The organism is Blastococcus sp. SYSU DS0753, from assembly GCF_054051175.1.
This window is the reverse complement of the sequence record NZ_JBJHAT010000005.1, coordinates 87,177-101,190: the sequence shown is the minus strand read 5'-3', so window position 1 is coordinate 101,190 and position 14,014 is coordinate 87,177. Positions and strand designations below refer to the sequence as shown.

The following is a 14,014-nucleotide window of genomic DNA, read 5'->3' as shown; positions in this document are numbered from 1 at the left end:
CGTGCTGCGGTTGAGCTGGGCGGGACTGGCCGAGCGCTGGACGCTCTTCGTGGGAGCGGCCCTGACGGTGTGCCTGGGCGTGGGTCTCGTGCAGTCGTCCCTGCTGCTGCTGATATCCGCCGCCACCCTCGACGCCCCGGCTGGGCTGTCGCCGGTGGAGCAGATGCGGTTCGACGCGGCGAACGTGGTGGCGGTGACGGTGATCGCCGTGACGCTGGCGCTGTCGGCGTTCCTGGCCGTCTTCATCATCAGCACGACGTTCGCCTTCGCCGTCGCCCAGCGCCGCCGCGATCTCGCGCTGCTGCGCCTGGTCGGCGGCGGCCGCCACCAGGTCCGGCGACTGCTGCTCGGCGAGGCCGTCCTCCTCGGCGGCGTCGGCGCCGTCACCGGGGTACCGGTGGGCCTGGCGGTGATGGCCTTCCAGTCCTGGTCGCTGGCGGCGCTGGACTTCGTGCCCGACGGCTTCACCGGCGAGTGGCGCACCTGGGCCCTGGGTGTCTCGGCCGCGGTAGGGGTCGGCCTCGCCGTCGCGGGAGTGCTCGTGGCCGCGCGCCGCGCCGCACGGGTGCAGCCCTTGGAGGCTCTGCGCGACACCGGTGAGGCAGCGGAAGTGATGACACGCGGGCGCTGGGTGAGCGGCCTGCTCCTGACCGCCGGGGCCACGGCCCTGGTCGTCCTGGCCCCGCTCGGCGGTCCCGCCGGGGGCCAGGCGATGGCGATGTGCGTGTCGGTCCTGGCCGCCCTCGCCCTGACCGCGCTCGCGCCGCTCGTGGTTCCCGCCGCGGCGAAGCTGCTGCCGGTGCGCTCGTCCGGCGTGCTCGCTCGGCTGGTCCGGGCGAACCTCCGCGACGACGTGCGCCGCAGCGCCTCCACCGCGGCGCCGCTGGTCGTGCTGGTCGGCCTCGTCCTGGGCCAGTCCGGCGCGCTCACCTCCTTCGCCGTCGCCGGCCAGGCCGAGCAGCGCAGGACCACCGCAGCCGACCTGGTGCTGGAGACGACCGGGGCAGAAGGCTCTCGGGCGGTAGCCCTCGACGGGGTGGCGACCGCCTCCACCGAGGTCGACGTCCCCGTGGCCCTGACCACGGGCACCGGCGAGACGGCCTTCACCGAGATCACTCGCGGCCTGGTCGTCGACCCGGCCGGCTACGAGGCCGTGCATCGCGGCAGCGGCTCGCTGGCCGCGCTGGAGGGTCGCGCCGTGGCCGCGGGCCCCGGAGCGCTCGGCGTCTCGCCCGGGGACACCGTCGGGGTGCGGGTCGGGGACGTGGACCTGGGGCGGCTGCCCGTCGTCGCCGCGGTGCCCGCAGCGATGGGCGGCGGCGCGAGCCTGCTGCTGCCTGCCGGCCTGGTGCCCGAGCAGGTGCTGGACAGCGCACCCTCGCGCATCCTCATCGCCCTCGAGGACGGCGCCGATGCGCAGCGCGTGAGCGCGTCCCTGGCCGCCCTCGGCACGGTCAGCGCTCTGGAGGCCTGGCTGGAGCGCAGCGCCGAGCGCGGCAGCGAGACGAACACCGCCATCCTGCTCGTGGTCACGGGACTCGGCGGGCTCTACGCCGTGATCGGCGTCGTCAACGCCGTGGTCATCGCCGGGAGCGCGCGCCGTCGGGAGTTCGCCGTCGCGCGGGCCACCGGGATGCGGCGGGCACAGGTGCTGCGGATGGCCCTCGCCGAGTCCTGGGTGGTCACCGCGATCGGTCTCCTGCTCGGCGTCCTGGCCGCCGCCGGGACCCTGGCCGCGGTGGCCGCCACCACCGCCACGGTCACCGGGACGGTGACCGTGGCCCTGCCGTGGGCACTGGTGGCCGCCGTCGGCGTCGGTGCGTTCGTCGTCACCGGCATCACGAGCGCGCTCACCGCCTGGTCGGCCACGCGTCCCGCGCCGGTCTCCCTCCTGGCCGCCCGCGAGTAGCCACGCGGCGCCGCGGTCACCGCCCCGCGGCGTCGACCTCGACGGTGAGCGTGGTGCGCGAACGGTAGACCAGGTCGCCGTACTCCTCCCGGTGGCGCCCGATCCATGCGGCCACGAAGGGGCACAGCGGCAGCACTTCCAGGCCCTGGCTGCGCGTCGTCCAGGGCCTGGCGCACCAGGTCCGAGGCGGCGCCCTGGCCCTCGTAACCGGGCAGCACCTCCGTGTGCCTGAACACCTCGAGCTGCGCCGTCCGGATGTACTCCGCGATCACGGCCAGCCCCCCGTCGGCCCGGCCCTCGTACCGGTGCTGCCTGCTGTCGTCGGTCATCTCGACCTGCCTGTGCCCTCCGCTCCTCGACGATCCCGCGAGGTCTCGAGCGTGCAGGGCGGTCTGCCAAGGCCCCGGGGTGGCCCTGGCGTTCCTCCCCTTCACCGTCGGGGGTGCAGCCCTGGCGCTCGCCGGAGGTCTAGCTCTACCTTCTCAGGCTGTGAGCAGCAGCCTCCTGGGAGAGTTCCTGAGGGCGCGACGCGCCGCCGTGCGCCCCGACGACATCGGGGTGTTCTCCTACGGGCGGCGCCGGGTCCCGGGCCTACGGCGCGAGGAGGTCGCCACCGCCGCGGGCGTCAGCGTGGACTACTACGTCCGGCTCGAGCAGGGCCGTGAGGGCCGACCGTCGGACCAGGTGCTCGACGCGGTCGCCACCGCGCTCCAGCTGGACCACGAGGCCCGCGCGCACCTGTACCGCCTGGCGCGCCCGGTGTCCCGGCAACGCCCCTCCGGCAGCGCCGCCGCCGAGCCGGTGGCCGCCGAGCTGGTGGCCCCCGAGCTGGTGCAGCTGCTGGAGCGCTGGAGCGAGACCCCCGCGTTCGTGCTCGGCCGTGCCCTGGACCTCTTGGCCCGCAACGCTCTGGCGGACGCGCTGTTCAGCTCCTTCACCCGCAGCGACAACCTGCTGGAGATGGTCTTCCTCGACCCGGCGGCCACGGAGTTCTACCGCGACCCGCGCAGGGAGGAGGTGGCCGTGGCCCACCTGCGCCAGGCCGCCGGGACATGGCCGGGCGATCCCCGGATCGCCGCGCTGGTGGAGGACCTGAGCGCCCGCAGCCCCGGCTTCCGCGAGCTGTGGGCGCGTCACGACGTGCGCGGCAAGACCAGCACGGTCAAGCTCCTGCACCACGACCAGGTCGGCGATCTGGACCTGCACTACTCCTCGTTCACGGTCAACGGGGCGCCCGGCCAGCAGCTGGTGGTCTACCAGGCCGCTCCCGGCAGCCCCTCGGCTTCCGCGCTGGCGCTGCTGGGCTCCCTGCACGCCGAGCGCGCCGGCGCCACCGGCGACCGTCCCGGCTGAGCCCACCACCGAGACGGCCGGTCAGACCCGGCCCGTGGCGGACGGGCCGGCTCAGGCGTGCAGGGTGGGCACCACCACCACCTCGGCGAGGTTCGTGCCCGGCGGGAGGGTCGTGCTGTAGACCACCGCCCGCGCCACGTCCTCGGCCGTCAGGGGCTGGGCCGCGGCGCGCAGGGAGGCGAGCCGCTGGCGGGCCACCGGGTCCGTGATGCCCGCACCCAGGTCGGTGAGGGTCACCCCTGGCTCCACGTGCCGCACTCGGACCCCGCGCTCGCCGAGCTCGGCGCGCAGGGTACGGGAGAGCTGCGCGGTCGCCGCCGCGGCGGCCGAGTACACGCTGAACGCGGGGAACAGCCCGCGGGCGGCGACCGACCCCATCAGGACCAAGTCGGTGGCGCGCCCCCGCGCGGCGGCGGCCAGCAGGTCCTCGACGAAGACCCGCGCGGTGCCGAGTGCGCCGCCGACGTTCACGTCCACCACGGCCGCCCACTCCTGCGCACTCGATCGCTCGAAGGGGCCACCGAGCAGGACGCCGGCGTTGGCCACCACCAGGTCCACCGGGCCGCTACGAGTGTGGACCTCCTCCCTGGCGCGCTCGAGTTGGGCCTGGTCGGTCACGTCGGCGACCAGGCCGAGCGTGAGGGCTCCGGGGGCGACCGGGTGGTCGGCCGCAGCGTGCACCTCCTCGCGGCGGTCCAGGAAGGCCACCGAGGCGCCGGCGTCCAACAGGCCGCGGCCGATTGCCCGTCCGATGCCCGCGGCCGCGCCGGTGACGACGGCGCGGCGGCCGAGCAGCGGCCACGTCGAGGGCTGCGCGGTCACGGCGCCGCCGCCCTCAGGTCATCCAGCGGCTCCACCAGCTCCGGCTCACCGCGCCGACCCTGCTGCCCGTCCTGCCCGCTGTTCGGCCGGATGCCCTCGCGGTCCCGCTCGCCCGGGACGCGCGGCTCCTCGTCCGGCGGCTCCTCGTCCCGAGGATCCCGTCCCGGCGTCCCGGTCCGGTGAGCCGACTGCAGCAGCGCCGCTCGCAGCGGCTCGGTCTCGAGCGGCCCGCCGTAGAGCTGCCCGTTGACGAAGAAGACCGGCGGGCCCTCCAGGCCCATCGCCTCCGCGTCGCGCTCGTCTTCCCGCACCCGGTCCTCGTAACGACCGCGGCGCAGGTCGTCGTCGAGACGAGCCAGGTTGAGCCCGGCCTGCACCGCGCACTCGCGCACCGTGCGGACGTCCACGCGGCCCCGCCGAGCCGCCATCGCGTCGTGCATCGGCCAGAACCGGCGCTGGGCCGCAGCGGCCTCACTGGCCTGGGCCGCCTCGTGGGCTCCGGGCTGCGCCGTCGGCAGGTGGCGGAAGGCGAAGACGAGGTCCTCGCCCAGCTGCTCGTGCAGCTCGTCGACGACCTCCACCGCACGCCCCGCCGTGGTGAAGGTGAAGGAGGCGTACACCACCAGCTCCAGCGGTGCACCCACTGACCCGCGCACGTGGTCCCGCCCGGGCGTGACGGCCCGCACGAGCCGCTGACCGTCCCTCCCGCGCGTCCGGTCGACGACCCTGACGACGGCGAAGGCCACCAGGGCCAGCACCGCCGCGAGCATCGAGGCGGTCAGCACGCCAATACGGGCACGGGACTGCTGCGTGGGGTCGGCCAAGGCCAGGTCGACGATGAACAGGGAGATCGTGAAGCCGACGCCGGAGAGCAGGCCGGCGGTGACCAGGTGCCGCCCGAACAGGCCCGGCGGCAGGTGGCCCAGGCCGGTCCGCACCGCCACGGCGGCGGACCCGGCGATGCCCACCGTCTTGCCCAGCACGAGCCCAGCGACGACCGCCCACGTCAAGGCGGAACTGAACGCGTCGGTCAGCGCGGGCACGTCGACCCGCACCCCCGCATTGGCCAGGGCGAAGACCGGGACGACGAGGAAGGAGACCCAGGGCCGCATGAGCCGCTGGAGCCGCTCGTTCACCGACACGGCGCGGGTCAGGCTCAGCACCGCGGTGCGGGCGCGCTCCGGCGTGGGCGACTGGCCGTAGGCGCGGGCCCGGCGCTCTGCTTCCTCCACCTCCGCCACGCTCGGCGGGTGGACCGGCATGAGGAGGCCGATGAGGACACCGGCCACGGTGGCGTGCACCCCCGAGGCCAGCACGCCGCCCCAGACGAGCACGGCCGCGAGCAGGTAGACCGGGCCCCTCCACACGCGCAGCCGCCGGAGCGCGGCGATGGCGACGAGGCCCGCGGTGGCCGTGAGCGCAGGCGCGAGGCGGATCTGGTCGGTGTAGACGACCGCGATGACCCCCAGCGCCCCGACGTCGTCGATGATCGCGAGCGTCAGGACGAAGACCCTCAGGTTGACCGGCGCGGCCCGTCCCGCCAGGGCGATCAGGCCGAGCACGAAGGCGGTGTCGGTGGAGATGACCACGCCCCACGCCCCGGTGACTGCGGAGGACTCGGAGGCGGCCGTGGTGATCGCCCAGAAGACGACGGCGGGCACCAGCAGGCCCAGCACCGCGGCGACGGCCGGCACGCGCACCCGCTGGTGGTCGCGCAGCTCGCCCAGGACGAGTTCCCGCTTGACCTCCAGGCTCACCAGGAAGAAGAACAGGGCCATCAGCGCGTCGTTGACCCAGTGCCTCAGGTCGAGCTCCAGGGCGTCCCCCCCGACTGCGAGGCTCACCGGGGTGTGCCAGAACGACTCGTAGCCGTCTCCGGGCAGGTTCGCCCACACCAGCGCCACCACCGTCGCGGCGAGCAGCATCGCCGCGGCGCCGGTGTCCGAGCCGCTGAGCCGCCGGACTCCGGCCGCCAGCGCCGTCTGCGTCGCGGCCGTCACGCCAGCGCCCCGTCCTTGCGGGTGGGCAGGTACCGGTCCTGCAGCGTGGGCAGCACGACCACGTCGGCGACGTTGACGTGGGCCGGCATCGCGGCGCCGAAGACGACCGCGCTGGCGACGTCGGCGGCGTCGATCGGCGGCACCCGTGTCTTGAGCTCCTCCCAGGCGCGCGCGGTCACCTCGTCGCTGATGTCGCTGCCGAGCTCGCTGTCGGTCAGGCCCGGCTGGACGGTGCGCACCCGCACCCCCCGCGGGGCGTACTCCGCGCGCAGCGTCCTGGCGAGCTGCGCCACGGCCGCCTCCACCGCCGAGAACACCGCGTAGCCGGGGAAGGTGATGTCGCCGGCGATGGCGCCGACGAGGACGAGATCGGCGCTGCCCCCGGCCGCGGCAGCGGCGAACAGGTCACGGCTGAAGGTCTGGGCGGTGTGCAGCAGCCCGCGCAGGTTGACGTCGATCATCGCGCCCCACTCGGCCGGGACGCCGTCCTCGAACGGCGAGCCGGTCATGACGCCGGCGCCCACCACCACCAGATCCACGCCGCCGAAGCAGCCGTGGACGACGTCGAGGGCGTCGGCCAGCTGGAGCGGGTCGGCGACGTCGGTGGGCACGGCCACGACGCGCTGTGGTGCACCGACCTGCTGGGCGGTCGCGGCCAGCCGGGCGGCGCGCCGGCCGAGCAGGGCGACGTGCGCTCCGGCGTCCAGGAGCGCTCGCGCCGTGGCCGCGCCGATGCCACTGCTGGCACCGGTCACCACGGCAACGCGCCCGGAGAGGGCGGGGGTCTGGTCGATCGTGGCCACGTCCAGGACGCTAGGGGTGGTGCCGCAGGCCGTGCCTGGGTGTGCTGCACCCAGGAACGGGGCGGTCACCGTCCCAGCCGGCGACGGCGCGCGCTCCGGTGGTGGTCCGCGCTCACGCCGCGGGCCATCGCCAGGAGCCACGGCAGCGGGAAGGCCGGGACTTCCACGATCCGCCGCCGGGCGCGGGCGAACGTCTCGACCACCACCGCCTCGACCTCCACCGGCGGCACGCGGCGTTGGGCGTAGCGGGTCACGGCCGGCCCGTGCTGGGCGCGCAGCGCGTCCAGGCTCCAGGGCGCGCGCTCGTGGGGTGGTGAGGTGGAGGCGCAGGTGGCTGACACGGTGGTGCTCCTCGGGGCGCGGACGGTCGCGAGATCGGGGGGGCTGGACGCCGGTGCGGCGGGGCGCTGGTCGCACCCATGCTGGCGCGCTTTCCCCTCGCGAGGCAGGCACTCTGGGTCCTAGGTGTCATGCCCAGGCAGGTTGTTCACGCGGCGAGTCGGCTGACCGGCGGGTGGCCTCCGAGGGGCGGAGCGCGCTCCGCGCACGTCCGTGGCTGCGGGCAGCGTTGTAGTGCTCCAGCCAGCTGTCCAGGGTGACGGTGCGCTGGTCGTTGCTGGTCCAGCCGGTGGCGTCTGCCCATTCGGTCGGCAGGGTGCGGTCACCACTCGGCCTTGCCGTTGCTCCACGGCCGTCCGGGTTGGATGAACCCGCGGCCGATGCCGAGATCCGTGCAGACGGCGATCCGAGCGCGCCGTGGCGGTAGCTCATCGCGTTGTCAATCAGCACCGGACGACGGTGACGCAACGGCGGCGAACCAGGTCACCGCGCGATTCGGGAAGCCGTCGCAGGCGTGCACCCGCTCGTCGGGCGGGACCTCGACATGTGGGCACCGCCCTGTGCCGGGTGGTCGACGGTGGCCGCTCGGTCGTGCACCCGCCAACCCCCGCCGTCAGCTTGCGGGCAGACAGGGTCGTGTCGGCATCAGCGTGGGCCGCAGAGACCTCCGGTTGGGACGGCGACGTCCTGCACCGCCACTCCTCCCGGAGGCCTCCCTCGTGCCCAAGCCGCCGCGCCGCCTGTCGACAACGTCTCTGGTCGTGACACCTAGGACCGTCAGGGCCTGGCTCGCCAGCGCAGGCGGCGCCAGGCTGGGCGCCGGCGCGCGACCCCCGCTCGCCGGGACGGAGTCACCAGTGGCAGGGCACGAACAGGTTGAGACCGGCGCGGCGACACCGGCGCGGGCGGTGAGGTTCCGCCAGTACGGCGGACCCGAGGTTCTCGAGGTCGTGGAGATCGAGCGCCCCCGGCCGGGTGCCGGGCAGGTCCTGGTGCAGGTGGTGGCCGCCGCGCTCAACCCCGGGGAGATCGGCATCCGCGAGGGCGTTTTCGCGCAGGTCTGGCCGGCGACCTTCCCCGAGGGGCAGGGCAACGACTTCGCTGGCCACGTAGCCGAGCTCGGCCCGGGGGTGAGGGGCTTCACCGTGGGGCAGGAGGTACTCGGGTTCGCCCCACGGGCCGCGCAGGCGACGTTCGTGGTGGTCGGCACGGGTGCCCTGGCGCCCAAGCCGCCCGAGCTGGACTGGGAGGCGGCCGCCTCCATCGCCGGCGCCGGAGCGACGGCGTGGGCGGCGGTGGAGGCGGTCTCGCCCCGGGCCGGCGAGACGGTCGTGGTCTCCGGGGCGGCCGGAGGCGTCGGGGTATTCGCCATCCAGCTGGCCCTACTCCGGGGGGCGCGCGTCCTTGGCACCGCGAGCGACGCCAACGCCGACTTCCTGCGCTCCCTGAGCGTGGTCCCGGTCCGATACGGAGCGGGGCTGGCCGAACGGCTGCGGGACCTGGCCCCCTCGGGCGTGGACGCGTGGGTGGACACCTTCGGCGCGGGGAACGTCGATGTCGCGATCGGCCTGGGAGTCAGCCCGGCGCGGATCAACACGACCGCGGACGGGGCGGCGGTGCGCCGGTACGGCGTGCGCTCGGACGCGCAGGAGGAGGCGGACGACCCCGCGGTGTGGGCAGAGCTGGCGCAGATGGTCGCCGACGGCCGCATCAGCGTCCCCATCGCAGGCGTCTACCCGCTGGAGCGCGTGCAGGAGGCCTACCGCGACGTCGCCGCGCGCCACACCCGCGGCAAGCGGGTGCTCCGCCTCACCGGCACCTAGGCGCCTACAGAACTGATGACGTGATCAGTGCATCGGGCGCTGACGCGACCAGATGTGCTTGAGCAGCATTTTGACCACCGTTGGCCCCGATTTGCTGGAGTCCGCACTGGTTGCTCATGCCGCCTGGGCTGCGGAAACGGACGTCGTGGGACGCAGATGGACACGCTGCCGACGGCTGGGGGTCAAGGGCCGCAGGCTTCGGATCATGTCAGGCCGACAATGTGCAAGGTGCAGCCCAGGAACCGTTACCGAGATGCCCGAGAGGGCCTCCGAGCGAGGAACTCCGGACGGGCGGGCAGCGCCTGGTCGAGGCGCTGCGGGCCAGGGCGGATGCACGGTCGGTCGTGGAGGGCCCCAGCCCCGCGTACGCGCCCGGGCCGTCGACCTCGTCTGCTGCCGGAGTGGCCGGGGGACGACGTAGAACTCGTGCGATCCGGCCGTGATCCGCTCCTGGACGGCCCGGCTCAGCGTGCCGCCACGCTGAGCCGGGCCACCTCGTCGAAAGCGAGCCCAGTGATAAGGCAACCGGAAGGCACGAACACTGCCCGACAGGCTTCTGACCAGGAAAGACATCACTCAGAGGACCAAGCCTTCCAAGCTGGCCATGCCGGTTCGATCCCGGTCACCCGCTCCACGCTGGCTGATTGCAAGTCTCAGGCGCTCGTGAGGACGACGAGCTGCTGGATCGCCCGCGTCATGGCGACGTAGCGGTCGACCGCTCCCCCGACGCCGGTGCCGAACCGCTCCGGGTCGACGAGCACCACGAGGTCGAACTCCAGCCCCTTCGCCAGCGACGGGTTCAGCGAGCGCACCCGCGGCGTCTCCGGGAACGCCGGGTCGCCGATCACGCAGGCGATCCCCTCCGCGTGCGCGCCCAGCCACTCGTCGACGACCCGGGGCAGCGACGACAAGGACCCGTGCACGACCGGGACCCCGGTGCTGCGCACCGACGTCGGCACGTTGGCGTCCGGCAGCACCGCCCGGATCACCGGCTCGGCCTCCGCCATGACCTCCGCCGGCGTCCGGTAGTTCACGGTCAGCGACATCCGGCGCACCTCCGCCAGCCCGACCCGCCGCAGCCGCTCCTCCCACGACTCGGGGAACCCGCGCCGCGCCTGCGCCCGGTCCCCCACGACCGTGAAGCTCCGGGACGGGCAGCGGCGCAGCAGCATCGACCACTCCGCGTCGGTCAGCTCCTGGGCCTCGTCGACGACGACGTGCGCGAACGTGCCGGCCAGCGGGTCGGTGGCCGCCGCGGGCAGCGCGGCCTGGTCGACCAGCGCGTCGCGCAGGTCACCGTGCCGCAGGCTCGTCATCAGCAGCAGCTCCGAGTCGTCGGCCGCGATCAGCTCGTCGATCACCGCCGACATGCGCTCCCGCTCCGACGCCACGACGGCGGCCTCCCGCCGCGCCCGCCGGGCCGCCCCCGGGTCGCCCAGCCGGAGCCGCGCCGCGTCGAGCAGCGGCAGGTCGGCTCCCGTCCACGCGCGCGGGTCCGGGCGCTGCAGCCGGCGCACCTCCTCGGCGCTCAACCACGGGGCGCACCGCCGCAGGTAGGCCGGCACCGACCACAGGTCACCGACGAGGTCGGCCGGGTCGAGCATCGGCCAGGCCCGGGCGAACACCGCCCGCAGCTCCCGGTCCTCCGCCAGCGCGGCCCGGACCAGCGAGGGGTCGACGTCGGCGTCGTGGGCGTCCACCACGATCTCGAGCAGTGCCGCCCACACCTGCTCGCGCGCCTCGTTGTGCGGGGTGCCGGGCTCGGGCGCCTCGAACGCCTCGGCCCAGTCCTCCGCGGTCAGCCGGACGTCGTCCCACGGCGTCGTCACCGTCGTCCCCCGGGCCGGCGGCTCCTCGTAGAACCGGACGGCCGCCTCGATCGCCGCGACCATCTCCACGGACGACTTCAGCCGGGCCACCTCCGGATCGTCCTCGGCCACCGCGGCCGCCCCCTCGGGCACCAGGTCGCGCAGGGTGCAGGTGCGCACGCCCTCCTCCCCCAGGCCGGGCAGGACGTCGGCGACGTAGGCGAGGTACGGCTCGTGCGGGCCCACGAACAGCACGCTGCCGCCGTGGTGCCCGACGCGCGGGTCGGCGTAGAGCAGGTAGGCGGCGCGGTGCAGGGCGACGACGGTCTTGCCGGTGCCCGGCCCGCCGTCGACGACGAGGCCGCCGCGGGAGCCGGCGCGGATGATCGCGTCCTGGTCGGCCTGGATGGTGGCGAGCACGTCGCGCATGCGGTCCGACCGGGTGGCACCGAGGCTGGCGAGGAAGGCGGACTGGTCGTCGAGCGCGGCGTGCCCCTCGAGCCCCTCGGGGGTGAACACCTCGTCCCAGTAGTCGGTGATCCGGCCGCGGGTCCAGCGGTAGCGGCGGCGGCTGGCCAGGCCCATCGGGTCGGCGTGGGTGGCGGAGAAGAACGGCTCCGCCGCCGGCGACCGCCAGTCGACGAGCAGCCGGCGGCCGGCGCCGTCGGTGAGCCCGAGGCGCCCGACGTACACCGGCTCGCCGCCGTCGGCGGGCACCACGCGCCCCAGGCAGAGGTCCAGCCCGAACCGGCGCAGGGTGCGCAGGCGGGCGGCGAGCCGGTGCACCTCCAGGTCGCGTTCCAGCGCCGCCTGGCCGGCGCCGCCGGGGGCCGCGCGCTCGGCGGCCAGCCGCTGGGAGAGCTCGGCGATCGATCGTTCGAGGCTCTCGGCGACGGCCGCGAAGTGCCGCTCGTCGGCGGCGATCAGCGCCGGATCGGCCTTGGCGGCCAGGCGCTCGGGGAGGTCGAAGGGACGGGTGGTCACGGGCACAGCAGCAGCTCCGATCCGGGGCCGCCGCCGGGTGCGATCGCACCCGGTCAGCGGCCTCGGCGGGCGAGTGTGCGGCCCTCCCGGGGTCTTGCCGCAAGCCCCGGGGTGCGCTATACGTTCGAGTGGGACGAGGGCTCGACCTCCGGGGCCGCCCCGGACGGCGCCGGCACCGTCACGTCGTCGACGAAGCAGTACGCCCAGCTCTCCCCCGGCTCGGCCGAGGCGGCCAGCGGGTGCTCCTCCCTCGTCGCATGCGCCCGCGCGTGCCGGCCCGGCGAGGAGTCGCAGCACCCGACGTACCCGCAGCTCAGGCAGGTGCGCAGGTGCACCCACTCGGTGCCCTCCCGCAGGCACCCCACGCAGCCGGAGGCCTGCGGCAGCACCGGCCGGGACGCCGCGCCGTGGTCGCAGCCGCTGCCCTCCGGCCACGCGTAGCGGACCACCCGGGCCGTGTCGACGACGGTCCGGCCCCGCCCCGGGTGCCCGTCGGGGTGACCCAGCTCGGCCAGCACCGAGCGCAGCAGCGCCTGGGCGGAGAGCCGGTCCCGGTCGAGGATGTGGTCGGCGCCGGCGTCGGCCAGCTCGGCGACGTCGACCGCACCCAGCGGGCGCGTCATGATCGGCGCGGTGGTGGCCGCGCGGGCCGCAGCGACCACCCGCACCGCCTGCTCGGGGTCGTCCTCGGCGACGACGGCGAGGCGCGCCGCGGGGACCCCGGCCACCCGCAGCACCTCCCCCTTCGTCGGGTCGCCGCGCACCACGGTGTGCCCGGCGGCCTCCGCCTCGGCCGCCCCGTCGGGGTTGAGCGTCGTCATCACCACGCCCACCTCCCGGTCGCGCAGCGTGGCCGCGAGCTCCAGCGCCGTGGGGCCCCACCCGATGATCGCCACGTGGTCTCGCGGGCCGTCGCCGTCGGGCGCCGCCTCCTCCGCTGAGGCGGGCGCGGCGCCGCGCGAGCGGTCCAGCCGCGCCGCCGCCGCGGCCAGCTGCGGGGTGACCAGCATGAGCAGCACCGTCGCGGCGACGGCGACCTGCGCGCCGTCGTCGGCCAGCCCGAGCGGCGCCAGCCCTGCAGCCGTGCCCACGGTGAGCAGCACGAAGGAGAACTCCCCGACCTGCGCCAGCAGCAGCCCGGTCGCGCCCGCGGTGCGCAGCCGGATGCCGACGGCGGTGGCGGCGACGGTGGTGGTCAGCGTCTTCAGCACCAGCGCCCCCGCGGCCACCCCCAGCACGAGGGACAGGTTGGCGAGCATGAAGCGCAGGTCGAGCAGCATGCCCACCGAGACGAAGAAGACCGCGCTGAACACGATCTGCAGCGGCAGCACCTCGGCGAGGGCCTGCGTGCTGGCCCGGCTCTCGCTGACCACCAGACCGGCGAGGAACGCCCCGAGCGACACGCTCACCCCGGCCAGCGCGGTCAGGTAGGCGGTGCCGAAGCAGATGGCGACGATCGCGAGCAGGAACACCTCCGGCGAGCAGGTGCGGGCCACCACGTCCAGCAGCGCGGGCATCACCCGGCGGGCCAGCACCAGTACCGCGACGATGACCCCGACCGCGGTGAGCACCGCCCACACCAGCGAGCCGCCCGCGGAGCCGCCGCCGTCCGCGGTCGGGCCGAGCAGCGGCACGACCAGCACCATGGCCACGACCGCGAGGTCCTGGGCGATGAGCACCGCCAGCGCCAGGCGGCCGCGGACGGCGGAGCTCTCCCGCCGCTCCCCCAGCAGCTTGAGCACGATGGCCGTGGACGACAGTGCCAGCAGGAACCCGGTGAACAGTCCGTCGCGCCATCCGCCGCCCAGCGCCAGGGTCAAGCCCAAGCCGGCTCCGGTGGCGAGCACCAGCTGCAGCCCGCCGGCGACGGCGATCCACGTCCAGACCCGGGCCAGGCGCTCCAGCGAGAACTCGATCCCGATGGTGAACAGCAGCAGGATGACGCCGATGTCCGCGGCGGCCTCCACGGCCTCGCTGCTGTCCACCACGCCCAGCTGGGCCGGGCCGATCAGCACGCCCGCCACCAGGAACCCGACGATCGGGACGACGCGGGCCCGGGCCGACAGGTACCCGATCACCGCGGCGGCGACCACCAGCGCCGCGGTCGGACCCAGGTAGCCCGGCACCTCGCCGGCCGCGATGACGAGGTCTGTCTCGGGCGCCATGCCCGACA

10 protein-coding genes and 1 pseudogene are annotated in these 14,014 nt (G+C 75.1%); 3 read left to right on the top strand and 8 right to left on the bottom strand.

Annotation, left to right across the window (positions count from 1 at the left end):
• The first annotated feature begins 1 nt into the window (after position 1).
• Positions 2 to 1,909 carry an ABC transporter permease gene (locus ACI799_RS06520; RefSeq protein ID WP_456612668.1) on the top strand — a complete coding sequence of 636 codons (1,908 nt, stop codon included), beginning with the start codon at positions 2 to 4 and terminating at the stop codon, positions 1,907 to 1,909.
• 161 nt (positions 1,910 to 2,070) lie between these two features.
• Here the strand turns inward: ACI799_RS06520 and ACI799_RS06515 are convergent.
• A pseudogene (locus ACI799_RS06515) lies at positions 2,071 to 2,238 on the bottom strand (GNAT family N-acetyltransferase); the annotation flags it as partial.
• 160 nt (positions 2,239 to 2,398) lie between these two features.
• On the opposite strand from ACI799_RS06515, the gene ACI799_RS06510 reads away from it, so the two are divergent.
• Entirely contained in the window at positions 2,399 to 3,262 is an 864-nt protein-coding gene (locus ACI799_RS06510; RefSeq protein ID WP_456612667.1) for a helix-turn-helix transcriptional regulator, read from the top strand.
• Positions 3,263 to 3,313: 51 nt separating this feature from the next.
• On the opposite strand, the gene ACI799_RS06505 is transcribed toward ACI799_RS06510, so the two are convergent.
• The 5 genes from ACI799_RS06505 to ACI799_RS06485 form a co-directional block, all read right to left on the bottom strand.
• Complete coding sequence (locus ACI799_RS06505; protein WP_456587655.1) at positions 3,314 to 4,084, bottom strand: SDR family oxidoreductase; 771 nt, start codon at positions 4,082 to 4,084, stop codon at positions 3,314 to 3,316.
• Positions 4,081 to 6,084, bottom strand: coding sequence for a Na+/H+ antiporter NhaA (gene nhaA, locus ACI799_RS06500; RefSeq protein WP_456612666.1), 2,004 nt, complete (start codon positions 6,082 to 6,084; stop codon positions 4,081 to 4,083). Before nhaA ends, ACI799_RS06505 begins: the two co-directional genes overlap by 4 nt.
• Complete coding sequence (locus tag ACI799_RS06495) at positions 6,081 to 6,887, bottom strand: SDR family oxidoreductase (protein WP_456587657.1); 807 nt, start codon at positions 6,885 to 6,887, stop codon at positions 6,081 to 6,083. The genes nhaA and ACI799_RS06495 overlap by 4 nt, the downstream gene beginning before the upstream one ends.
• A gap of 65 nt (positions 6,888 to 6,952) precedes the next feature.
• Complete coding sequence (locus ACI799_RS06490; RefSeq protein WP_456587658.1) at positions 6,953 to 7,228, bottom strand: sigma factor; 276 nt, start codon at positions 7,226 to 7,228, stop codon at positions 6,953 to 6,955.
• Between the two features lie 127 nt (positions 7,229 to 7,355).
• The gene (locus tag ACI799_RS06485; protein WP_456612665.1) at positions 7,356 to 7,676 is read right to left on the bottom strand and encodes a hypothetical protein; all 321 of its coding nucleotides are present in this window, start codon (positions 7,674 to 7,676) and stop codon (positions 7,356 to 7,358) included.
• Between the two features lie 407 nt (positions 7,677 to 8,083).
• Here ACI799_RS06485 and ACI799_RS06480 point away from each other — a divergent pair, with 407 nt between their 5' ends.
• On the top strand, positions 8,084 to 9,049 hold the full coding sequence (locus ACI799_RS06480; RefSeq protein WP_456612664.1) for an NADP-dependent oxidoreductase: 966 nt from the start codon (positions 8,084 to 8,086) through the stop codon (positions 9,047 to 9,049).
• Positions 9,050 to 9,702: 653 nt separating this feature from the next.
• On the opposite strand, the gene helR is transcribed toward ACI799_RS06480, so the two are convergent.
• Complete coding sequence (gene helR / locus ACI799_RS06475) at positions 9,703 to 11,841, bottom strand: RNA polymerase recycling motor ATPase HelR (RefSeq protein ID WP_456612663.1); 2,139 nt, start codon at positions 11,839 to 11,841, stop codon at positions 9,703 to 9,705.
• Positions 11,842 to 11,957: 116 nt separating this feature from the next.
• Positions 11,958 to 14,006, bottom strand: coding sequence for a cation:proton antiporter domain-containing protein (locus ACI799_RS06470; protein ID WP_456612662.1), 2,049 nt, complete (start codon positions 14,004 to 14,006; stop codon positions 11,958 to 11,960).
• Positions 14,007 to 14,014 lie beyond the last annotated feature (8 nt).

Bases quoted from the DNA above. Each gene is read 5' to 3' on its own strand.
- ACI799_RS06470 (WP_456612662.1), bottom strand. From the start codon at position 14,006: ATGGCGCCCGAGACAGACCTCGTCATCGCGGCCGGCGAGGTGCCGGGC.